The sequence below is a fragment of the Pseudoxanthomonas sp. SE1 genome (genome assembly GCF_029542205.1).
GTDB lineage: Bacteria > Pseudomonadota > Gammaproteobacteria > Xanthomonadales > Xanthomonadaceae > Pseudoxanthomonas_A.
The window spans coordinates 1,421,088-1,443,812 of the sequence record NZ_CP113783.1 but is presented as its reverse complement, the minus strand read 5'-3'; the positions used below and the strand labels follow the sequence as shown (position 1 = coordinate 1,443,812).

The window sequence follows — 22,725 nt, the reverse complement described above, 5'->3', positions numbered from 1 at the left end:
GTTCGCAGCCGTGACTGTCTACGTGGACGACATGCGGGCGAAGTTCGGCCGGATGGTCATGTGCCACATGGTGGCCGACACCGACGACGAACTGCATGCCATGGCCGCCCGCATCGGGGTGGCCAGGCGCTGGCACCAGGCGCCGCCGAAGGCCAGCAGCAGCCACTACGACATAGCGCAGAGCAAGCGCGCCCTGGCCCTGCAGGCGGGTGCCGTGGCCATCACCTGGAAACAAACCAGCGCCATGGCGCTGCGTCGCCGGGTGACGGGCCAGCTGGGCCTTCCGGTCGACGCCGAAGCCTGGGCGCGCGGCTACCTGCAGCAGCGCGCCGCAGAGCGCGCAGGCGCGCCGTGAAGCGACACGCCGGCCCGCGCTGGACCGTGAATTGGGTTGGAGACGACGCGCCCGCTGCGGGCCAGCTGGTGCGTCGCGTGGTGGGCGAGACCGTGCGGGGCTACTACCGAGTGGACGACGTGCGTCTGGTCCGGAACCGCAAGCCGCTGCCGGAGGGCTGCAACGCCCGCTACACGGTGCTGGTCACCTTCATCAGCGATACCCGACCCGGGCCGGTGGACTGGACGTGCCACTGGAAGCGCAGACCGCGGCGGCCGCCCGACCGGTTCAGCCCCCTGCTGTAGCATCGCCGGGTGGACGCCCTGCCCGCCGGCTTCGAATTCCGCGACTACCTGGACGGGCCCGGGCTTTACCTGGGCAGTGAACTGCTGGCGAATGCCTGCCCCGCCAACAGTGACCCCGGCGCTCCCTGGCGCCTGTGCATTTCGCCGCGGCGGCCGCCGCGCTACGAATTCCTGGCGGATGAGGCTGCCTGCCGGCGCTACATGGCCAGGTGGGCATGCCTGTGGGAAGCGGAGATCCGCGAACGCATCGGGCAATCGCGGCCGCCCTTCGTGAATCCCGTCAGCGGTACGGGACCGGAGACGCGCCACCCGCGACCGCGATCGCGGCGCCACGTGCGCATCGAGTAGCAGCCCGTAGCCCCGCCGCGCTGCGGGGTTTCCAATCGCAGGATGGGAAAAGTCCGCGACCAGCTAGACGAAGTCAATTTTCACTGCCTTGCCTGCGATCACCGGTTCGACAAGAAGCCGGACCGCATCGAAGACGCGCCCGAGGATGCTTGGCATCCGTGGCGCTACTACGCCCGATGCCGCGAGTGCGGGGGAGAAGCCACGCAGGCCAAGCAGGCGCGCCATCTGCTGAAAATGTGGGCCAGCGCCACCGGCCCGACCACGCCCGCCGGCAAGGCCGCCAGTGCCGCGAACCTGCATGGCCATCCGACGCCCGAAGAGGCACAACGCACACGCTTCAACGCGCTGAAGCATGGACTGAACGCACGCACCGCGACCTATTGGCCTGCACGCCCGGGCGGTTACCCCCAGTGCGAATCCTGCGAACTGCTATGGAATGGATGCACCACCGGCCAGGCCTGCACAAAGAAGACCGAACTGTTCCTGCGTCACCACATCGCCTTTGAGACCGGCGACCCCAAGCTGCTGGGCGAACTGCGCGCCGATCTGCACGCCAACCTGACCGCGATCATCAATGACCTGATCCTGTCGGTGATCGGCCGCGGCGCCGAGCTGCGGACGCCCGAGTGGTATTACGACCGCGAAGGCGTGTTCCACCTGGCGAAATACAACGACCCGGAATCCGGCCAGCTGGTGCAGTTGTTCAAGATCGAGATCCACCCGGCGATCAAGATCATCAAGGAACTGGTGGTGTCGCTGGGCCTGGACTTGAACAGCCAGGGCATGACACCGAAGGCTCAGGACGATGCCGACGTGCTGCGTGGCCACCTGGCGCAAGCCGAAGCCGCGGAGGGGTCGCAGCTACTGTTCCAGGAACGCCAGACGAAGGCACTGGAAGCGCTGGGCGCGATGATCGAGCGCAGCCGCGAGGCGACGAAGCGCGACCCGGTGCTGATCGAACACCAGCGCGGAGAAGCCGACGATGCCTGAGCGGCTTTCCCGGGCCCAGCGCGATGGCCTGCGCAGCGTGGCGGAAGTGGAGATCATGCGATACGCGCACGACCATGCGCTGTGGCATAAGCACATCCACAACGTGACGCTGGACCCGGTGCAGGTGCTGAAGTGCATCGAGATGGACCGGTACCCGAACACGATCGACTTCAGCTGCCGCCGTACCGGCAAGACCGCGATCAAAGAGCTTTACCAGCTGAAGCGTAACGCGACGACAGCGGACCAGGAATTGGGCATCGTGGGCCCGCGCGAAGCCCAGGCGATCGTTAACCTGAACTATCACCTGGAAGCGATTCGCCGCAGCCCGATCCTGACCGCCTTCATCGGCCAGCGCGGCAATCGCCCATTGCTGGCGGACACCTACTACCAGTTCGCCAACCGGAGCCGCGCGAAGGCCTACGGCATCATGGCCAACGTCGACGGCGGCGACATGACCGCGGCGAGCTTGGAGGAAGTGGACGACATGCCGCGGGACCGGCTCTACAGCCGCTTCCTGCTGATGATGGGTTCGACGCGCCGCCTGGGCGCGTCCGAAGCATCGGAGAACCGGCCAGAGATCCGCGTGACTGGCGTATTCAAGGGCGCAGACACGCTCAGCGAGATGATCGCCGGCGGCCAGTACCAGGCCCTGACCACCATCGACGTGAACCTGGGCATTGAGCTGGGCATTTTGAACGCCGCGTTCATGGCGCAGATGCGGGAAGAATTGGATGCCGATGAGTACATCCGGCAGCTGCTGTGCATCAACGTCAGCAGCAAGAATCACATCCACGAACGCAAGCTGCGCGAGGCCATTCAGATCGGCCTGCGCGCCGGCTTCGAACTGGCCGGCCCGCTGCCTGGCACGCGCTACAAGCGCCGCGGCCTGATCGGGTTCGGATACGACGCCGGTGGCCACGGCGAGAACCCATCAGCGTCGCGCCACTGCCTGGTGGTGGCCGAGATGATCGGGAACTGGATCTTCTTCCCCTTCGTGCGTGCCTGGCCCGCCGGTACCGACGAAAGCGTGGTGCGCGCCGACCTGCTGGAACTGTGGAAGTACTTCCGCCCCGACACGGCCCTGGGCGACGCCTACGGCGTGGGCATGATCGCGCCGCTGAACGATGACCTGTTCCGCGAACGCCTGACCGACATCGATCGCCGCGCGATCGGCGACGGGGAAAGCACGGCCAGCACCTGGCCGGAATGGGCGTTCAGCCCGATCCGCTTCGAAGGCATGGTGAAGCATCAGATGGCCATGGCCCTGCGCGGCGTGTTCCACAACGGCCACGCCATCGTCCCGTACTTCGATGACCAGGACATGCGGGATCCGCAGCTGGCGGAACTGCGCACCTTCATTCGCCAGCTTGGCAACGTGAAGAGCAAGGCCAGCAAGGCGGCCTATCCCAGCTATGTCATGGCCGACCCGAAGAAGGGCGATGACTACTTCGATGCCGCGTGCGCCGCGGTGTGGTCGCTCGCCGCCCGTAGCACTGCGCACCAGCCCACCGTAATCCTGACCAGTCAGCGAGACCGCGCGCAGCTGCTGCCCGCGGGCGCGCTATAGGAGCCCGTGATGCGTTTCTTCCAATCCCTGCGCGATCGCCTGTCCTTCCTGCCGCGTACCGATCGCACCGGCACCCCCCGCGCCCCCGGCGAGACCACCCGCGGCAGCAGCGAGACCGGCTCGCGCCGCAGCTGGGACGACGTCCAGCGCCTGCGGGCCCGGTGGTGGGTGGATCCCAAGCACCTGCAGACCGTGCGCGACATCCGGCGGATGGACGAAATGGACGGGCGGGTGAAGAAGATCCACAGCCGCAGCGCCCGGACGGCGGCGAAGGGCGGCGTGCGGCTGATCGCCACCGGCCAGCCCCGACTGGAACGCGAGTGGCGCGAGTTCGTCACCCGCACGAAGATCAACAACCCGCAGAAGCTGCAGAGCGACCTGCGCGCCATCCTGATGGAAGGCAATCTGGCCATGCAGTGGGTGCTGGATCCCACTGAGCGAGTCGCCGCGGCGATCCGCATGCCGTCCGAAACGATCATCCCGAACGTCGGCGACAACGGCATCTTCAACGACACGGCGCACGCCTACGATCAGATCGATGTCGAACAGGGCCGATCCCTCGCGCAGTTCGCGCTGTGGCAGATGACCCTGGGCAGGCTGGATCCCAGCAACTTCGACGATTGGGGTTCGATGGGGCGCCCGTACCTGGACGCCACGCGCACTGTGTGGCGCAAGCTGGACCTGACCGAAGAAGACCTGGTGATTCGCCGGCACATGCGCGCGCCCATGCGCATGTCGCACATCCTGGAGGGCGCCACGCCCGAAGAGGTCAGCGCGTACCGCGCGGGCGTGGAAGCCGACCAGGCCAGCGGTTCGGTGCGCGACTACTACAGCAACAAGAAGGGCGCGGTGAATCCGGTGCAGGGCGATGCCCAGCTGGATCAGATCGCCGACGTTGTGCACCTGCTGGATACGTTCGCCGCCGGCACACCCATGCCCCAGGGCCTGTTCGGCTACATCGGCGACCTGAGCCGCGATGTCCTCGAAGACCTGAAAAAAGACTGGTACGAAGAACTGGCCGCGATCCAGACCGTGGCCGCCAGCGTTTACCTGGAGGGCTTCCGCCTGCAGCTGCTGCTGAAGGGCATCAACCCTGACGGCTACGACTTCAACGTGGGCTTCGAAGAGCGGCTGACCGACACGCCGAACCAGCGCGCCGACCACGCGCTGAAGGTCCAGGCCCTGGGTGCCAGCCAGGAAACCGTCTTCGAAACGGCTGGCCTGAATGCTGCGACGGAGCGCGAGGCGCTGAAGCGCGAGCGTGCGGAACTGGATCCGTATCCCGAGGACATGGACGAAATCGACCCCGCCACGGGCCAGCCCATCGTGCCGCGCAGCGGCTCCGGCCCGCGCGTGTCGATCACACCGAACAACGCGCCCAAGGGCGAGAGCGCCACCGCCATCACCAACCACTGAGGCCACATGAAGACACGATGCTTCAAGCTGGGCAGGCTGCGCCTGGCCATCGCCGATTTCACATCGCCGGCCTTTGGCACCGCGCACGGCCCGCGTCGCCTTCCCTGGTGGAAGCCTGTCGTGGTGAAGGCTGTGCCGACGAACCCGGACCTGCCGCACCGCAACCCGCTGTCCTGGAACGTCTGGATCTATTCGCGCTGGGGCACGGTCTGCAATCACGTCGCCATCGCACCCAAGGCCAGGTAGCGTGGCCACCACCGCCGAGCGCAGGGAGCGCATCCGGCGCGCCATGGCCGCGGCGCGGGTCGAGGCCATCAGGCGCCGCGAGAGCGCCACAGCGGCCGTCCAGGGCGTCTACGGGCGCCTGGCGGACCAGCTGGCCGACTGGCTGGCCGATCGAGCCCTGGAGGACGGCAGCGTGCCCCCTGAAGCCCTGGCCGCCTTCGAACCGGTCCTGGACCAGCTGCTGGCTGAGCATGCCCGCCGCTGGGGTCGGGAACTGGACCAGGCCCTGGCCGGCGTGCTGGACCTGACGCGCCCGCTGCGGGCGGATCCGCTGGCGCCCAACCACGTCGAACGGACGCTGCGGTGGCTGTTCGACTACACCGGCAACGACGGCCTGCAGCTGTCCGATCGGATCTGGAGGGTCAACAAGGCTACGAAGGACACCATCACCCGCACGATCCAGAACGCCATCATCCGCGGCGACACCGCCCGCCAGGCGGCGCAGCGCCTGATCGCCGAAGGCAAGGCGGTACCGGCGGACATCAAGGTGACGATCCGAAACGCGGCCGGCCAAGTGATCAGCCGGCACACCCGCGAAGCGCTGATGGCCGGGGAAGGCAACCCGCTGCGCAACGCGCTGCGCGTGATGCGCACGGAAATCAATCGGGCGTTCACCGAATCCTTCGTGTCCAGCGTGTTCGAACAGGAGGACGTGGCCGCGGTGAAGTTCAACCTGTCGCCGTTGCATCCGCGCTTCGACGTCTGCGACCTGCACGCGCGGGCCAACCTGCACGGCCTGGGCCCGGGCGTGTACCCGCAGGGCAAGCATCCCTACCCTGCCCACCCTGAAACGCTGAGCTTCCTGACCGTCGTGTTCAACGACGAAATCACGGAGGAAGACCGCGCAGGCCTGCAGACGTCGGCGGACTGGCTACGTGGCCAGCCGGCGCAGCAACAGGACGCCATCCTGGGAAAGAACAAGGGCGCGCTATTCCGCGACGGCCGCCTGCAGGAATCCGAACTGTTTGCCACCTGGGCGCAGGTGCGCGCCCGCATTGGAGAGTGATTGCATGTCCACGCTGAGCTTGCGCCCCGCGCGTTCCGTCCACCCGGCCGACATCCACTGCCCGACCTGCAAAAAGCTGATCTGGGCCGCCGGCGATCGCATGCTGCTGGCCAGGGTGACCCGCTTCCCCGACAAGGGGCCGGCCGAGGCCTGCTGCAAGATCTGCAAGACGTGGGTTATCGTCCCGATCCAAGTGGCGGGGGGCGCCACGTGATGGAGGAAGTCATGGGCACGAAGTCCGTGCTGTTGTGCGTTGCGCTGGCCCTGGCCGGCTGTGCGGTATCGGAAGAAGAGCGGTTCCAGGACCAGGCACAGCGGGACATCCGCGCCAGCCTGAAGGATCCGAAGAGTGCCGAGTTCCGGAACCTGAGCGTCAACCCCGGGCTGTCCGGGGTGCGGGTGGTCTGCGGCGAGGTCAACTCGCGCAATTCCTTCGGTGGCTACACCGGCTTCCGCCCGTTCGTGTACTGGCCGGGCGAACTGGCCATCTCCCAAGGCGACGGCGATCGCTTCGTGAATGAAGCCATCCTGGGCATCTGCACGGGCGACGAAACACTGCTGAAGCGCCAGCCCGCCATCGCGCAGCTGCTGGCCAAGGCGAAGAAATAGCGGGACGCGTTCCCGTAAACACGCGGGGGATGAGGCTTTAGTTTCGTCGCATCCCACAAGGCACTAAGCCGGGCATCCGTTAAAAACGGGCCCGGCTTTTTTTATGCAGCGAATCAACGCATCCGGCATCGCACCCGCATCGGCCAAGTTCGCGCGCATGGTCGGCAGCCGCATCTTCTTCCTGGGCGAAGACGACCCGACCGGTACGCGCCGCTGCATGTCCAACACGGTCGAACTGGCGGAAGGCGTCGAGCGCTCCTGGGTGACGATCACGCGCACCGGTAGCTTCACGGACCCGCGGTATGGCCGTTTCGAAATCACGCCCACGATGCTGGCGCAGATGGTGCGCAACTTCGACTCGCGCGTGCTGGGCCAGGACATCTTCCTGGACGTAGACCACAAGCCCGGCGACGGCGCCGCGGCCAAGATCCTGGCGCTGAAGGTCGACAACGGCCGTTTGCGCGCACAGGTCGAATGGACCGACTTCGGCACCGATGCCGTGCGCAAGCGCGGGTTCCGCTACCTGTCGGCCGAATTCCACGAAGCTTTCCGCGATAACGAACAGGGCAACGAGCACGGGTGCGTACTGCTGGGCGCGGGTCTGACGATCCGTCCCGTCATCAAGCGCCTGGACCCCGTGACCCTGTCCGTCACCGCATCCACTTCCGGCCCTGTGTTTGTTCATCCGGGGCTCGCGCGCCAACTCACCGAATCCCTGGAGACAATCGCAATGAACCGTTGGGAAAAATTCCTCGCCCACCTGAAGGCCCGCGGCATCGTGCTGTCGGAAGCCCAGCTGGCCGGCATCAAAGAATCCTTCAACATGGGCGCGCGCGCCCTGGCCGACGACGCAGACGATGCGGCGTTCCTCACGCAGTGGGAAGGCATCGCCAAGGCCCTGGCCGCCGCCGGCAGCAATGCCGTCGTGCAGCTGTCCGTGACCAACCCGGTCGAACAGGCCACGCCGGAAGCGATCGCCGCCGCCGTGCAGAAGGCCCTGGCCGACCAGGCCACCGCCGCGCAGCAGGCCGCCACCAACACCAGCGCCCGGCAGAAGCTGTTCACCGACACCCTGGCAGCCGCCACCACCCTGAGCGAGCAGACCCGCACGCAGCTGTCGGGCGTCCTGCCGGTGATCACTGGCGCGTGGACCGAAGACCAGGTGCGCGAACTGGCCGCCAAGCAGATCGCCATCGGCGAGCAGATGGAGGCCAACCGCAAGCTGGCGCAGATGGGCTACTCCGCCGGAGGCTCGCCGCGCATCAGCGTGGACGACAGCAACACCATCAAGTCGCTGGCCCAGGCGGTGCACAACGGCTTGCGCAGCACCATGCTGGGCCACCAGCTGCGCCTGCCGGACGAAGACAAGCAGACGCCCTTCCAGAAGAAGCTGCTGGCCGCCTTCGATGAAGCCAACGCCCAGCGCCTGCACGACGAAAGCAAGCGCCTGGCCGGTGGTCCGGTCGAGTCCGGCGACCTGAGCCTGCCGGCCAGCTACCAGCGCGCCGTGCTGCTGGAAGCCACGTCCGACAACCGCGTGCTGGACCTGGTCGCCACCAACGTCGACCTGACCGCCGCCCCGACCCACTCCATCCCCTACGAGAAGCGCGACATCAGCGCCCTGCGCAACGATGGCGTGGTGTACGAAGGCCAGGAGATCCCGCCGGGCGGCGTGTCGATCGAAAACGACTACGCCTATATCGTCCCGATGAAGATCAGCCTGGACGTGACCAACGAAGCGGCGTATTTCAGCCTGCGCAACAGCCTGATCAACTACGACGCGTGGGCGCGCGCCCTGGTCAGCAACTCGCGCGTGATGCGCGAGAACGTCGGCCGTCGCATCGCCAACCACATGCAGCGCGAGTCCGCCGCCTACGGCGCCGTGGTCCGCAACGCTGTGGCGTTGACCGAATCGGCGGGCAACCCGGGCACCTACCGCGTGCCGGCCGATCGCTTCCCGATCGTCCGTCCGTGGCAGCCGCGCGACCTGAAGGGCACGGCGATCGGCAGCGAACAGCAGCCGATGGTGGTCCGCGTCGGCGGCACCGCGCGTCCGCGCTACGACGGCAGCGGCACGCAGGCCGCCGGCAACTACTACCGGGTGGTGAACTACAACCTGGGCCTGGTGCAGATCGTCAACCAGGCGGGCGTGCCGCAGACGGGCCTGACCATCACCGCCGACTTCTACCAGGAAACGAACATCGTACTGTTCGACCTGGACGTGCCGAACGGCGTGGAGAAGGTCAAGCACCTGAACGGCCTGATCCAGGCCTTCGGCGATCGCAAGGCGCGTCTGGCGCAGGATCGCTTCGTGCAGCCCGACTTCGCCCTGATGGCCTACACCCTCAACGACGAAGCGACCAACGCCGAGCAGTACACCGCCGCCGGCAAGCGCGCCGATTCGTCCGTGACGGTCAGCGGTGACCTGGCCGACATCAAGGGCGTGGGCTGCTGGTCCACCAACGCGCCGGGCATCGACCTGGGCGAAGAGCGGATCATCATGGGCCAGCGTGGCGCGACGGCGTACACCATCGCCAAGCCGTTCGGCTTCGGTGCGCCGTTCGAAGCGGTGGGCCCGAACGGTCGCCCGACCGGCCGCAAGCTGTCCTACGGCGAAGAGTTCAGCAGCATCCACGTGCCGACGGAGTACCGCGCCCGCTTCACCAGCGTGGTGGCTTACAGCGCCACCGGCCGCGCTGCCTAACCCTCCCCGCAGTCAGCGCAAGGCGGGCCCGCAATGGGCCCGCCCCTTTCTGGAGTGAACCCCATGCAACGCATCCCCTACACGAACACCGGCAAGACCGGCGTGTATATCGGCGGCACGTACATCAAGCCCGGCGAGACCCGCCCGGTGGATCCGACGCTGATCCCCGCGCCGCCGGCGGAAGAAGAAACGATCGTGCCCGTCGACCTGGTGGCGTACCTGGAAAAGACCAGCGTGGCCAAGGTAGTCGAATCGCTGAAGGATCGGCCGGCCGAAGAGATCGACCAGCTGCTGGAGGCCGAGCGCGGCCGCGGCGACAAGGCGCGCAGCACGCTGATCCAGGCCCTGGAGCTCGAGCGACTGGACCGCTTGGACCAGGCCACCGAAGCCGAGCGCGACCGTGCGCGCGCGAAGGAACATCTGGCGGATATGGACGAAGCCACGCTGCTGGCGAACCTGTCGAACGTCGACCACAGCGAGACCCCGCGCGAGGACCTGGAACGGATCCTGGCCAGCTACCGCCTGGGCGCCGAGGTCGAGCGCGAGAACCAGAACCGTGAAGCGGTCATCGTGGCGTTCGAAAAGGCTGCGCAGGAAGCCGAAGCCATCCTGGCCGAAGGCGCGAAGGAGTAATCGCGGCCGTGGGCGTCCCGTACACCACCGCGGAACTGATCGCCCAGCACAAGGCCTCGCTGATGGATTCAGCGGGGCTTTTCGTCGCGCCCAACGATGCGGACTTCCTGCGGCATCTGCGCATCGCTGGTCGCGCGGTGGGCGTGCGCAAGCGTCCCCGGACGCATGCGGGCCAGCTACAACTGGAAGCCGGCCAGGTGGCCTATCCGGCGCCGGCGGATCTGATCCAGGTGAAGGGCTCGCCCTGGGGCGTCCAGGAGCTGCAGACGGCGCCCTGGAACATGCCGCGCGGTCCGTTGCCCACGCTGCGCCTCGTGGCCGCCGGTACCGCCCAGGAACTGCATCTATCCCCACCGCCGAACGCAGCGCAGATCGCGGCCTTCGGTGCTGTCTTCCCGTTCTACTACTTCGCCGCGCACACCCTTCCGGATGACCCCGGCGAGGCCACCAGCGTGACGGACATCGAACTGGACCTGGTGCTGTTGCGCGCGAAGGCGGAAGCCATGCGTGAACTGACGATCCGGAACCACAGCAAGCCCATCACCCTGCGCGCTGGCCAGGGCGGCGAAAGCCAGCCCAAGAACATGACCGCGGCCGCGCTCTACCAGGCATTTCTGGACGAATTCAACAAGGCCGAGTGATGGAACTGCGCATCAGCCACAACGCCCAGGCGATCGCAGCCGCGATCCTGGGCCGTGATCGCGCGGTGCTGCAGCGCGTGGGCAGCGCACTGTGGCGCGGCGCCCTGGAAACGTCGAACGAAGCCAAACAGCGCGCCCCGAAGTTCCGCAGCGAGATCGTGACATCCGTGGGCGTGAGCCACCCGGCGCCGCTGGAACAGCACATCACCTTTCCGAAGCGGCACGCGTACTACCAGGAGAAGGGCACCGGCCCCGGTGGCCGGCCGCCGCTGGCGGAAATGGTCGACTGGATCCGCATGAAGGGCATCACCCCCCGCACCCCCGGCATGACGCGCCTGCAGCTGGCGCATCTGTTCCGCCGCACGATCGCCCAGCGCGGCGTGCCGGCGCAGCCGTTCGCCGAACCTGCGCTGGAGGCCAAGCGCGATCGCATCAATGCCCTGATCCGCGCTGCAGTCGGTGAAGGCCTGGCACAAGGCGGACCCGCATGAGTACCCGATACCTGCCCATCCTGCAGGCCATCACCGAACGCTTGGGCGAGATCAACCCTGACCGCCTGGTAACGCGCGAATGGAAGGACTTCGCCCTGCGCCAGGATCCTGACCTGCGCCGCGGCGTCTGGATGGTGCTGTTCGGCGGCATCACCCGCTACCCCTACGAAACCAGCGACAACGGCATGGATACCGACGTGCTGCGGGCGTCGGAGAACGGCCGCGTGCGCATCAGCATCGTGGGCCAGGTGCTGCTGGAAACCGGCGCCACCGGCCTGGACGTCGAGGAAGCCGAATTCGTGCTGATACACGAACTGGAACAGCTGGCCGATGAAGCCATGGCCACCGAACCCCTGCAGGCGCTGGTGCTGCAGTCGGTAGTCAACAGCCAGCAGATCGAAACCCCCTATGCCTGGGTGGTCAGCACCTGGGAAGTGTTCGAAGTCAACTGACGGAGCCCGCAATGAACCAGAAGCCCACCCCCACCGATGTCGGCGCCGCCGGCGAAACCACCACCGCAGCACCCGCTGCTGCGCAAGCCAAGAAGGTCGATCCTGCCGTGCAGGCGATCCGCCAGGACCGCATCAAGCAGGCGAACACCGAAACCCGTTTCGACGCGACGCGGTTCAAGCGAAAAGAGCAGAAGTAATCGCGCGTGCGCGCGGCTACACACCCCGATTGAAAACGCCCCACGACGGTCTCAGGCCGGGGCACTAGGAGACCGACATGGCCAAGCTTTTTTTCAAGAAGAAGGCGCTGCTGGCGAAGATCGAAGCCACCTATGGCGTCGACGCCGCGCCCACCGGCGCGCTGAATGCAATCCAGACCCGGAACCTTTCCATCTCGCCGCTGGAAGGCGACCAGCTGGAATTCGACGTAGACACCGAACTGTTCGGCGCCAAGGCCGCCACGATGGTCGGCAAGCACGTGAAGATCACCGGCGAAGTCGCGCTGGCCGGCAGTGGCGACCCGGGCGTGGCCCCTGCCTGGGGCGTGCTGATGCTGGGCTGTGGCCACACCGAAACCATCCTGGCCGACACCAGCGTGACCTACGAACCCAAGGACCAGGACACCAACAGTCTGACCATGTGGGTGCTGGTCGGTCGCACGCTGCACAAGGTCACCGGCGCGCGCGGCACGGTGAAGATGAGCAGCCGCAAGCGGGAATACCCGTGGCTGCAGTTCGAATTCACCGGCCTGTTCGGTCCGGTGGTCGACCAGCCCACCGCCCTGGGAACTGTGCTGTCTGCCTTCGTCAAGCCTCAGGCCTTCCGTGCTGAAACGGTGGAGTTCGAAGTGGGCAGCTACCTGGCCGGCCTGCACGAACTGTCCGTGGACTTCGGCCAGCGCGTCGAGTTCTACGAACATTCGGAAGAAGAGCAGGTGCAGCAGGTCGATCGCATGGCGACCTGGCAGGGCACGGTGGAAGAGCCCGACGTGGGCACGCACAACTTCTACAACGACGTGAACGCCGAAACCCTGATGGCCTTCAGCTACATCCACGGCACGGTCCCCGGCAACATCGTGGAGATCACCGCGCCGAAGACGCAGCTGCTGTCGCCCCAACGCCAGGAAGTGCAGAACATCGCCGCCCTGCAGCTGCAGGGCCCGTTCGTGCAGGACGGCAGCGGCCCCGAATACAGCGTGATCGTGCGCTGATCCCACGCGGCCGGCCGCTGCCCGCGGTCGGCCGCTCTAACGCCAACGCCAAGGCCGCAGCGCCAACGGCAAGGAGACGAAGCACATGGGCGGCATCAATATCGAGCAGTACGAAGAGAGCGTGGAAATCGAAGTGCTGGTGTCTTTCGGCACGACCCGCGGCACGAAGGTGCAGGGTTCCTTCTTCGGCAGGTTCAAGCGTCCCACGCAGGACGAACTGACGGATCTGCTGGATCCGGAAAACGACTACAGCAACGGCGAACTGTTGGACAAGTACCTGGAAAGCGTCCGCGGCATCGGCAAGGGCGGTAACCAGGAACTGGATGCGGCCGAACAGCTGGCATGGGTGAAGAAGTCGCCCGAGTGCGTTGCGGCGGGGGCGGTCGCTTTTTTAAAGGCTTTTCGTCCCGAGCGCTACGACGAGAAAACCTCGCGTCGGCAGCGCTCGCGTGGCTAGACGCGCTGCCTGACGAAGGCAGCGATGACGAGTTCGCCGAAGAACTGGCGGAGATGGGGGTAAGCCAGGACGCGATCGATGACGCGCGCGACCTGGCCGACCAGGTCAACAGCAACGACGGCGAACGCGTGGTGACGCTGTGGAAGGAGAACGTCCCCGCCTACAGCGTCTTTACCCACTGCCGATGGCGCACGCAGATGGTCGCGGGCGCCGCCGGCGCGGTGCGGATCTACGAAGGCATCGATGCCGCGGAGATCGCCAGCGTGTGCGACCTGCTGGGCATCGACATGAAGCTGCGTCCGGACGTGCTTTGGGGCGTCCGCGTCATGGAGGAAGTCGCCGCACCCGTCTTTAACCGCCGAATGGAGTAGCCCGTGGCCAACGCGACCGAAACCCTGACCATCGTCCTGAAGGCGGACGGCACGGGCCTGACCGGTACGCTGACCACGGGCGCCGGCAACGTCCGCAAGTTCGGCGACGCGCTGGACCGCACGGGCAAGCAGGCGACGGAGACAGGGCAGCGCACGCGCAAGGCGGGCGGGGACGTGGACGAATACGCCCGCGCCGCTGGCCGGGCGAAGCGCGAGACCGAAGGCATGGAACGGTCCATGGGCGGCCTGCGCGCCACCCTCGCCGGCCTGGGCATCACCCTTTCCGTGCGCGAGCTCGGCCGCATGGCCGATACCTACACCGACATCCGCGGCAAGATCAGCCAGGTCACGCAGGGCCTGGACGAACAGCGCCGTGTGGGCCAGCAGCTGCTGCAGATCTCCAACCAGACCTACCAGGACCTGGACGCCACGGTGACGCTGTACAACCGCGGCTATGCGGCCCTGGAGCGCTACGGCGTCAGCCAGGCCAAGGTCGCGGAACTGACCCGCACCATCAACCAGGGCCTGCTGGTCTCCCGTGCAACCACCGCGGAGAGCGCCAGCGCGGTCCTGCAACTGTCCCAGGCGCTGGGCGCCGGCGCGCTGCGGGGCGAAGAGTTCAACGCCGTGAACGAAGCCGCGCCCCGCCTGATGAAGGCGCTGGCCGAATCGATCGGCGTACCACGCGGGGAACTGAAGAAGCTGGCCGAGGAAGGCGCTCTGACCACCGACGTGCTGCTGCGCGCGTGGACCGGCGACAACGCCCGCCGCATCGCCGACGAAGCGTCGCAGGTGCCGCTGACGATCAGCCGCGCCTGGCAGGTGCTGCGCAACAACCTGATGGTGTACGTGGGTGAAGCCGATCAGGCAGCCGGCGCGTCGCGCCTGATCGCGGTTTCCCTGGGCACGCTGGCCGAAAACCTGGGCACGGTCATCGGCCTGGTGGTCAAGTTCGCCGCCGTCGCCGCCGTCTTCTACGCCGGCGGCAAGCTGCAGGCGGGGCTGAAGTTCCTGCAGGCGCTGTGGATCGCGCAAAGCACCGTGGTGAACACGGCCATGATCAGCGTCGTTGGCCTGCAGGGTGCCACCACCCGCCTGACGGTCGCGCAGACCGCTGCCGCGATCGCATCGCGTGGCCTGGCCGCCGCCCTCACCTTCCTGTCCGCCAACCCCATCCTGCTGCTGGTGTCGGCCGTGACGCTGCTGGTGGCCTGGCTGTGGCAGAGCGATGACGCCGCCAAGGCCGCCACGGATTCGCTGCGCCAGGGCTTCAGCGAGGCGCGCCGTTCGCTCGAGGAGTTCAACCGCGCGCCGTCCATCGATGCGGCCCTGTCGCTGTCGGAAGCCAAGGTGGGCGAAGCGATCGATGGCATCAAGGCCAAGCTGGCCGAGCTCGCCGACGCGCAGCAGGACCTGTCAGACCGCAGCATGCGTTCCGTTGCGCGCTTCGGCTTCGCGGATCCGTCCATCGCCGCGGAAGTGGCGCGCAACGCGTCCGCCATCGAGAGCTACAACCGCCAGCTGACCGAACTGCAGCTGGGCAGCGACCTGGCCGCGAAGAACGTCACCGGGCTGGTGCTGGCCAGCGCCGACCTTACGGCTGCATCCCCCAAACTGCGCGCCGAACTGATGGGCGTTTCCCAGCAGCTGAGCGAAGGCCGGATCCTGCTGGTCGACGCGATTCCGCAGTGGCAGTCGATCATCGAACGGTTCTATGGCGCCGAAGTCGCCGCGCGCGTGGCCGCCAGCAGCATCCGCGAAGTCGGCGCGTCTGCGGCCGAATCGGCCAAGCTGGTCGACCAGGCCACGAAGAACATCCAGAACGCCTACATCCAGCTGGCCGGAGTGCAGGGCGGCGAGGAAGCCGCCATCCGCCGCCGCGTCGGGTATCAGATCACCAACCAGGCCGCCACCGGCAAGCCATTCGACCAGCAGCAGCTGGCCGAGATCGGCCGCGCGATGCAGGCCGAGATCGAAGTGACGAAACAGCTGGCCAAGGCGCGCGAAGCGGCCGCCGAAGCCCGCAAGCAGGAGACCGGCGCGGTGCGCGACGCGGCCAGGGTGACGCGCGAGAAAACCCGCGACGACGCCGCGGCCGCCCAGGCCACGCGTGCCCTGAATGACCTGGTGCGCGACCAGCAGGCGGTCTATGCCGGGCCGGTCCAGAAGGCGGCCAACGAATACGCCGCCGCCCTGGAGCGCATCGACAAGGTCCAGGCGGATCTGATCAAGCACAACCGCCTGGACGCGGACGCCCAGCGCCAGCTGCAGGCGGCGCGCGAGGAAGCGAAGGTGGCGCACGAACGGCGCCTGGAGATGGCGCAGCGCGAGCAGGCGGCCATCGATCGCAACGTGGACGTGGTGGGTTCCCTGGTCGAGGAATACCAGCGTGAGACGCGCGCCGTTGGCCTGAGCGCGCGCGAACGCGCGATCGCCGAAGGCATGCTGAAGGCCGAGACCCGGGCCCGCGAGCTCCACGCCCAGGGCCTGCGCGACACCATCGACCTGACCGAACAGGAGCGCGCCCAGCTGCGCGAGCTCTACGGCTCGGCGGTCGACGCGCGCAACTGGCTGGAACTGCAGAAGGACATTTCCGACGAATACCGCAACGCCTGGCTGCGGTCGATCGAATCGGTGGCCGACGCGTTCACCGACTTCATCATGTCGGGCATGCGCGACTTCAAGTCGCTGGGCGCTTCGCTGAAGAACATCGCCAAGCAGCTGGTGGGCGACCTGGTGCGCACCTTCCTGCAGCAGAAGATCGTGATCCCGATCCAGGCGCAGATCTCCCAGGCCTTCGCCAACGGCAACAACGGCACCGGCGGCTTCCTGCAGTCGATCATGGGCATGTTCGGCGGCGGCAACCAGGGCGGCGGCAACATGCTGCAGTCGATCATGGGCATGTTCGGCGGTAATGGCTTTTCCGCCGGCGGAAAGGGCAACTGGCTGTCGAACATCGGCAGCCTGTTCGGCGGCGGCAGCGCCCAGGGCGGCGGCAACTGGATGTCGGCCATCGGCAGCCTGTTCGGCGGATCCGGCGCAGCGAGCGCGGCCAGCACGGCGGGCGGCACGTGGGGCGGCCTGGTCGGCATGGCGAACGCTTCCACGGGCGTCAGCGGCGCCAGCGGCGCGGCCGCCGGCGGCGCCAGCGGCATGGCGTCCGCCATCCCGATCATCGGCTGGATCATCGCCGGCATGATGAAGAACGCCGAACTGTTCGATCAGGGCTGGGATATCAACAACGGCGAAAGCTGGGCGGGCAAGGTGGCCACGCTGGGCGCTGTCGGCAACGCCGATAAGCTGTTCCGCTCGCTGGGGTTCAGCGACAAGATTTCGTCCATCCTTTCGGGTTCGTCCATTCACGCCAAGCTGTTCGGCCGGAAGAAGCCGCAGATCCAGGCCCAGGGCATCACCGGCAGCTACGGCTTCGACGGCTTCAGTGGCCAGGCCTACGCCGACATCAAGCAAAAGGGCGGACTCTTCCGCTCTTCGAAGTACTGGACCGAATACGCCGGCCTGGACAATGAAGTGGATCGCGCCTTCGACGGCGCCATTCGCGCGGTGAAGGGCGGCGCGCTGTCGGTGGCCAAGCAGCTGGGCGTGGACATCAGCAAGCAGCTGGCGGGCGTGCGGGTGAACATCGGCAAGATCAAGCTGGACGCGGATCCGGAGAAGGCTCAGCAGCAGATCGAAGCCGAGATCGCCAAGATGGTGGAAAGCCTGTCCGCGTCGTCGGTGCGCGCCCTGGGCTTCGGCCGCCTGCTGGACAACGAAAACAAGGCCAGCGACATCATGACCGCACTGTCTGCGGCCATCACCCTGGTGACCGGCAGCGCGGAAGAATTGGGGCGTTCCCTGCAGGGCTGGGAAATGGAGAACGTGGCCCGGGCGGTGGAGTACTTCAAGAAGCTGGCCGCGGAGAACGGCACCAGCCTGGGCAGCGAGATCGAGCGCGTGACCACGCTGCTGGGCAACTACGCCGGACTGATGTCGGGGGTCGAAACCGAACTGCGCACGTCCGGCTTGAACAACTGGCAGCGCGCTGCGCTGGATATCGAACTGACCTACCGCGATCAGATCAAGGCGGCCAACGATTACGCCCGCGCCCTGGGCCTGTCGGGCGCCCGTGCCGAAGACCTGGCCAAGATCGAACAACTGCGCGCCATGAACATGGCTGGCCTGCAGCGGCAGATGGAGGAAGAGCGCAACAGCCTACTGGGCGATCTATCGCTGAGCCAGTACTCCCCGATGACGGACGCCGAAAAGCTGCAGGAGGCCATGCAGCAGCTGCAGGCGGCGGCCGCCGCCGGCGATATGTCCAAGGTGTCGTCCCTGTCGCAGACCGCGCTGGGCCTGGGCCGCAACCTGTACGCGAGTGGCGCCGACTACAACGCGCTCTATAGCCAGGTAACTGGCCTGATCGAAGGCATGGGCGTGCCCGAACTGGACATGGACGACGGCACCACCATGGGCGACCTGGCGGACGAACTGCGCGCCCTTCCTGATGGCATCGCTGCAGCGCTGTTCGCGCTGCTATACAACCCGGTGGCGCCGGCGCCGCCGACTGGTGGCAACGCGCCAGTGTCCAACACCACGGGCAACCCGAACGCGGGCAACGGCGGGACCAACACGGTCACAAACGACCTGCTGCGCGACATCCGTGATCGCCTTGGCGGCGGGCTTACGCGCAACGAATTGGGCCTGCTGGAGATGTTGCGCTGATGGGCAAGGTCCTGCTGCTGGAGATCGGCGCCGGCGACTTGCCAGCGTTGACGCCCACCACCGCGCCAGGCGGCACCTGGATGCCGATCCCCTACCAGGCACCACCACCGGCGGCGCCTGGCGGGTTCGCCGTCACCGCGCAGCTGGGCGGCGTGAAGGCCAGCTGGAACGCCAGCAGTGAGCCGCGCGCAATCTACGAAGTGGAGCGCGCCCCCGACGTCGCCGGCACCCCCGGCACGTCCAAGGTGGTCTACAGCGGCACGGACCTGGTCTACAACAGCAACGAATCGGCGCGCACGCATTGGCGCGTGCGGGTGAAGGTGCGCGGCCTGGTCGGCACCTGGTCGGCGTGGGTGGTGCAGTCGCCGGACGATCCGCTGAACTACGTGGGCGGCAGTGGCGTGAACCTGCTGCCGGACCAGTTCAGCACGCTGGAAAGCGCCACGCTTCCCGTCACGACCAACTACGGCCTGACGATCTCGCGCATCACCGGCGCGGGAAATACGAAGGTCGGATCCGGTGGCGCTTGGCGCCTGACGCGCAGCGGCGGCGGTTCCACTGAAGGCTACCTGTACCTGGGCAACGGCCTGAACGTGCCCCGCACCCCAGGGAAGCGGTACCTGGTTTCATTCTGGTACAAGACCAGCGCCGCCAGCTTCGCCAAAACGCACGATCTGTTCGTGTGGGACGGCGTGAGCCCCCACATCGGCACGTCTGGCTGGGCCTGCGTGGCAGATGGAACCTGGCGCCGCGTGGTCGTCATGGTAGACCCAACGGCCTACACGTCGCCGTCGATGATGTTCCGCATCGATTTCGACACGACGACGCTAGGCGACACGATCGACATCGACGGCATCATGGTCGAGCCTATGGACGGCAACCTGGTGCAGGCGTCCACGTATTGCCGCGGCACGGCGAACGGCATTTCCTTGGCGGCGCTGATCGCTGCGCAGAATGCGCAGGCTACCGCTGATGGGCAGATCGACATCTACCGTCAGCCGACCGCGCCAGCGATCGGCGGCGCCGGCGCAAAGCTTGGCGACTACTGGCAGGACAGCGATGACGGCCGCTGGTGGTACTGCAACGGATCGTCGTGGGTCGAGTCGCCGGACAATCGCTTGCCGCAGGCGATCATCGACGCGGCGGCCGCGCAGAGTTCGGCCAACACGGCGCAGTCCACAGCGAACGCGCGCATTCGGCTGTTCGTCCAGGACGCATCGCCCGCCGGCGGTTCCTACATCGTCGGCGATATGTGGTACCGCCCCAGCTACCGGGAAACCTTCTACTGGAACGGCACGGGCTGGTCGAAGAATGCGGACGACTTCGCATCGGCGACGGACTCGCTGGTGTTCAACCCGAGCTTTGAACAAGCGGATCTGTACTGGTCGCGCGACCCGGGCATGTACACCGAGACGAACCCGGCCGCCATCAGCGGTTCGCAGGTCATGGTCTTCAGCGCAAGCTTCGGCGTTCCGAATGCCCGCTGCGTCAACGCCAAGTCGATCCAGGTGCGGCCCGGCCAGGTGTTGTCCGTCATCGGGTGCGTCGGCAGGTGGCAGAACATCGCCAACGGTGAAGGCGCCATTGGCTTAGTGTTCTACAACAAAGACGGCGCGTTCATCGGCGAAAAGAACATCGCCTGGTCCACGGCCCCTTCGACCGGCCAGCAGGCAAACGCGTACTGGCGCACGGTGACCGGCCGCATCACCGTGCCCTATGGCGCGGTGAAGGCGCACGCGAACCTGATCGTTACCGGCTGCACATCCGGCTTCTGGGTGTTCGACAACATCCGCCTGGCCTTCACGGATGACCAGCCTCGCGCCGTCAGCACCGGCGAAAGCTTCGTGCCCAACGGGAATTTTGGCCAGAACAAGGGCCAGTTCCCCGTTGCGCAATACCAGCCGATCCAGGGCGAGTTCATCGCCGATGGCTGGATGAATGACAGCGTGGGCGGCGCATACACCAGCGCCGTATCTGTTGGGCTGGAAGCGTTCGCGTCCGGCAATCAGATGCAGCTGTTCATCGGCGACGCCGGCGGCACGGCCAGCCCGGGTTCCAACCAGGTCTACGTTCGCACCGGTGACCGCTTCGCGGTAGAGCCGGGCGAAAAGTTCATCGTGCGATCGGAAGGTGTCGTGGACATCGGTACGCCGCGCCCGGCCGGCATCGACATCTTCACCTACGTGGGCCTGAATTTTTACAACAAGGATGGCGCCGATATCGGCTATGGCGGCCGGCAGGCGATCAATCACGCGGGCTACTGGCTGGCTGAAAACCTGGTTGAGATCCCAGCGGGCACAGCCTACGTCCGCCCGATTGTTGGCGTGCAGTGGAACAACACCACCGGCGCGAACGTAACGATGCCCTGGGCAACGCACCACGCACGCTTCCGCCAGTGCAACATCCGCCGCCAGACCACGCTTGACCAAAACGTCATCACCGACGGCACGACCTACGGCCGCACGGGCAACATCGACTTGGCTATGGACGGGGGCGTGCGCCGCATCGGGCTCAATGTCCGAGGCAGCCGCATCATGCTCGCCGGCGCACGCAATAGCCGCGCCTCCCTGGTCGCAGGCATCGCATCAGTTCGCAATGCCACCGCTCTATCGGCGAATAGCTCCGGCCAAGTCACCGTGAACGCGCACACGACGAACGTCAGTGGCGAATCGGTTACCTACAACGCGGTGACGAACGCGGTCACGGGCCTCACCCAAGGCGTGACCTACATCATCTTCACACTGGATCCCTTCCTGGACGGTGGCACCCGCACCTACTACGCGCAGACCAATGTCCTGAACGCCCAACAGGCGGGTGAAGGCGCGATCATCATCGGCAACATCACGATTCCCACCAGCGGCACCGGTACCGGTGGCGGGCCGGGCACCGGCAACCCGGGCGACTGGTGCGTGGACTTCGATACCGTGCTGCCTGACGGCCGGCTGGTGCGCGATCTGCAGCCCGGCGACATGGTGCCGTGCATCAACGTGCGTGTGCCAGGTGCGCGCGTCGAAGAGCATGCGGTGCGCGCCATCGCGATCGGCGCCGAGGACTGCTACCGCCTGGTGACCACGTCCGGCGCCAGCGTCGTGCAGAGCGCATCGACACCCATGGATTTGCCGGACGGTCGTGTGAAACATACACCGCAGATGTTGGGCCAGCTGGTGCTAGTGCAGCGCGGCGACCGTCTTTCGCTGGAACTGGTCAGCGATCTGCAGTTCATGGGTCGACGCCAGGTAGTCAAAGTCGACTTGGGCAATCGCATGTTCCTGGCGGGCGAGTCCGCCGGCGTCGCGATCGCCACCCACAACGCGCAGTACAAACCGTGAGGAATACGCAGTGAACCTTGTGCAGATCCAACTTCCCGGCTACCCCACCGGCCTGCCAGAGAACGTCGAGGTGCGCGACTTCCACGAACAGGACAGCGGCGTATTCATGCGCGTTGTGATGGAAGTGGACCTGAGCGTGAAGGCCGACCACTACCACATGACCGCCCAGGCCTGGGAGATGAGCGAAGACGGCACATTCAAGCAAGCGCCGAACGGCTACGCCAGCCGCAGCAACACCACCACGCACACCGTTCACCAGGACAGCATCGGCGACACGATCGAAATGGACGATGCATGGGTGCGCCACACCGGCGAAGTCACCGCGGAAGATCTGATGACGATGGCCCGCTTCGATGGCCGCCCGAACTGGAAGGGCGAAAGCTACGGCGACCTGGTATGGGATCCGACCGCGCAAAAAGGCGCTGGCCAGGCGTGGCGCTGGCAGGAGGGCTTCGCGGATGGTACGGCGCGGGCGAAGGTCGAAAACCTGCTGCGTGTCCTGAACACCAGCGACCTGCGTTCCGGCTTCGCCTTCCGCAAGAAGGAGGATCCGCAGTGGGCAGAGAAGCCGGCCGACCTGACACCACCGCCGCCGGCGCCCACGTTGCCGACGTCGCCGGCGGATCCGCCGGAAGACGCGACGGTGATCGAAGCATGAGCGCGGCATGCGTGCTAATCGCCGCCGCTGCGATTGCTGCCCTGGCGCTGCTGTGGCGCCGCGTCCGGCGCCTGGAAAAGCGCCTGCAGATCCCGCGCCCCTCCGCGCCTACACCCACCAGTGTGGAGACGCGACTGATGGCGCTCGAGCGCGACGAACGCCTGCGCAAGCAGCGCGAAGCCGAATCACGATAGGAGCCC

General features: G+C 66.7%; 23 protein-coding genes. All 23 read left to right on the top strand.

What is annotated here, in order from left to right; translation table 11 throughout:
* Positions 1-10 precede the first annotated feature (10 nt).
* The 23 genes from OY559_RS06695 (at position 11) to OY559_RS06585 (ending at position 22,719) form a co-directional block, all read left to right on the top strand.
* Positions 11-355, top strand: coding sequence for a DUF4031 domain-containing protein (locus OY559_RS06695; RefSeq protein WP_277729277.1), 345 nt, complete (start codon positions 11-13; stop codon positions 353-355).
* Positions 352-639, top strand: a complete 288-nt coding sequence (locus OY559_RS06690; protein WP_277729276.1) for a hypothetical protein — start codon at positions 352-354, stop codon at positions 637-639. The genes OY559_RS06695 and OY559_RS06690 overlap by 4 nt, the downstream gene beginning before the upstream one ends.
* A gap of 9 nt (positions 640-648) precedes the next feature.
* Positions 649-987 (top strand): hypothetical protein, encoded by a 339-nt coding sequence (locus OY559_RS06685; protein WP_277729275.1) that lies wholly within the window; start codon positions 649-651, stop codon positions 985-987.
* 42 nt (positions 988-1,029) lie between these two features.
* Positions 1,030-1,977 (top strand): hypothetical protein, encoded by a 948-nt coding sequence (locus tag OY559_RS06680; RefSeq protein ID WP_277729274.1) that lies wholly within the window; start codon positions 1,030-1,032, stop codon positions 1,975-1,977.
* Positions 1,970-3,544 carry a hypothetical protein gene (locus OY559_RS06675; RefSeq protein WP_277729273.1) on the top strand — a complete coding sequence of 525 codons (1,575 nt, stop codon included), beginning with the start codon at positions 1,970-1,972 and terminating at the stop codon, positions 3,542-3,544. The genes OY559_RS06680 and OY559_RS06675 overlap by 8 nt, the downstream gene beginning before the upstream one ends.
* Positions 3,545-3,553: 9 nt before the next feature.
* On the top strand, positions 3,554-4,960 hold the full coding sequence (locus OY559_RS06670) for a hypothetical protein (RefSeq protein ID WP_277729272.1): 1,407 nt from the start codon (positions 3,554-3,556) through the stop codon (positions 4,958-4,960).
* 6 nt (positions 4,961-4,966) lie between these two features.
* Positions 4,967-5,206: a hypothetical protein gene (locus OY559_RS06665; RefSeq protein WP_277729271.1), complete on the top strand. Its 240-nt coding sequence runs from the start codon at positions 4,967-4,969 to the stop codon at positions 5,204-5,206.
* Between the two features lies 1 nt (position 5,207).
* Positions 5,208-6,251 carry a hypothetical protein gene (locus OY559_RS06660; RefSeq protein ID WP_277729270.1) on the top strand — a complete coding sequence of 348 codons (1,044 nt, stop codon included), beginning with the start codon at positions 5,208-5,210 and terminating at the stop codon, positions 6,249-6,251.
* A 4-nt stretch (positions 6,252-6,255) separates the two neighbouring features.
* Positions 6,256-6,465 (top strand): hypothetical protein, encoded by a 210-nt coding sequence (locus OY559_RS06655; RefSeq protein ID WP_277729269.1) that lies wholly within the window; start codon positions 6,256-6,258, stop codon positions 6,463-6,465.
* An 11-nt stretch (positions 6,466-6,476) separates the two neighbouring features.
* Complete coding sequence (locus OY559_RS06650) at positions 6,477-6,860, top strand: hypothetical protein (RefSeq protein WP_277729268.1); 384 nt, start codon at positions 6,477-6,479, stop codon at positions 6,858-6,860.
* 103 nt (positions 6,861-6,963) lie between these two features.
* Positions 6,964-9,564, top strand: a complete 2,601-nt coding sequence (locus OY559_RS06645) for a phage protease (protein WP_277729267.1) — start codon at positions 6,964-6,966, stop codon at positions 9,562-9,564.
* Between the two features lie 63 nt (positions 9,565-9,627).
* The gene (locus OY559_RS06640) at positions 9,628-10,197 is read left to right on the top strand and encodes a hypothetical protein (protein ID WP_277729266.1); all 570 of its coding nucleotides are present in this window, start codon (positions 9,628-9,630) and stop codon (positions 10,195-10,197) included.
* 8 nt (positions 10,198-10,205) lie between these two features.
* Positions 10,206-10,838, top strand: coding sequence for a hypothetical protein (locus OY559_RS06635; RefSeq protein WP_277729265.1), 633 nt, complete (start codon positions 10,206-10,208; stop codon positions 10,836-10,838).
* On the top strand, positions 10,838-11,329 hold the full coding sequence (locus tag OY559_RS06630) for a hypothetical protein (protein WP_277729264.1): 492 nt from the start codon (positions 10,838-10,840) through the stop codon (positions 11,327-11,329). Before OY559_RS06635 ends, OY559_RS06630 begins: the two co-directional genes overlap by 1 nt.
* Positions 11,326-11,781, top strand: a complete 456-nt coding sequence (locus tag OY559_RS06625; protein ID WP_277729263.1) for a hypothetical protein — start codon at positions 11,326-11,328, stop codon at positions 11,779-11,781. Before OY559_RS06630 ends, OY559_RS06625 begins: the two co-directional genes overlap by 4 nt.
* 11 nt (positions 11,782-11,792) lie before the next feature.
* On the top strand, positions 11,793-11,978 hold the full coding sequence (locus OY559_RS06620) for a hypothetical protein (protein ID WP_277729262.1): 186 nt from the start codon (positions 11,793-11,795) through the stop codon (positions 11,976-11,978).
* A gap of 77 nt (positions 11,979-12,055) precedes the next feature.
* On the top strand, positions 12,056-12,988 hold the full coding sequence (locus tag OY559_RS06615) for a hypothetical protein (protein ID WP_277729261.1): 933 nt from the start codon (positions 12,056-12,058) through the stop codon (positions 12,986-12,988).
* Between the two features lie 85 nt (positions 12,989-13,073).
* Positions 13,074-13,445: a hypothetical protein gene (locus OY559_RS06610; RefSeq protein ID WP_277729260.1), complete on the top strand. Its 372-nt coding sequence runs from the start codon at positions 13,074-13,076 to the stop codon at positions 13,443-13,445.
* Positions 13,331-13,816 carry a DUF1799 domain-containing protein gene (locus OY559_RS06605; RefSeq protein WP_277729259.1) on the top strand — a complete coding sequence of 162 codons (486 nt, stop codon included), beginning with the start codon at positions 13,331-13,333 and terminating at the stop codon, positions 13,814-13,816. The genes OY559_RS06610 and OY559_RS06605 overlap by 115 nt, the downstream gene beginning before the upstream one ends.
* A gap of 3 nt (positions 13,817-13,819) precedes the next feature.
* The gene (locus OY559_RS06600; RefSeq protein ID WP_277729258.1) at positions 13,820-18,538 is read left to right on the top strand and encodes a tape measure protein; all 4,719 of its coding nucleotides are present in this window, start codon (positions 13,820-13,822) and stop codon (positions 18,536-18,538) included.
* A gap of 314 nt (positions 18,539-18,852) precedes the next feature.
* Complete coding sequence (locus OY559_RS06595; RefSeq protein ID WP_277729257.1) at positions 18,853-21,867, top strand: hypothetical protein; 3,015 nt, start codon at positions 18,853-18,855, stop codon at positions 21,865-21,867.
* Positions 21,868-21,877: 10 nt separating this feature from the next.
* On the top strand, positions 21,878-22,525 hold the full coding sequence (locus OY559_RS06590) for a hypothetical protein (protein ID WP_277729256.1): 648 nt from the start codon (positions 21,878-21,880) through the stop codon (positions 22,523-22,525).
* Positions 22,522-22,719, top strand: coding sequence for a hypothetical protein (locus OY559_RS06585; RefSeq protein ID WP_277729255.1), 198 nt, complete (start codon positions 22,522-22,524; stop codon positions 22,717-22,719). The genes OY559_RS06590 and OY559_RS06585 overlap by 4 nt, the downstream gene beginning before the upstream one ends.
* The last annotated feature ends 6 nt before the right edge of the window (positions 22,720-22,725 follow it).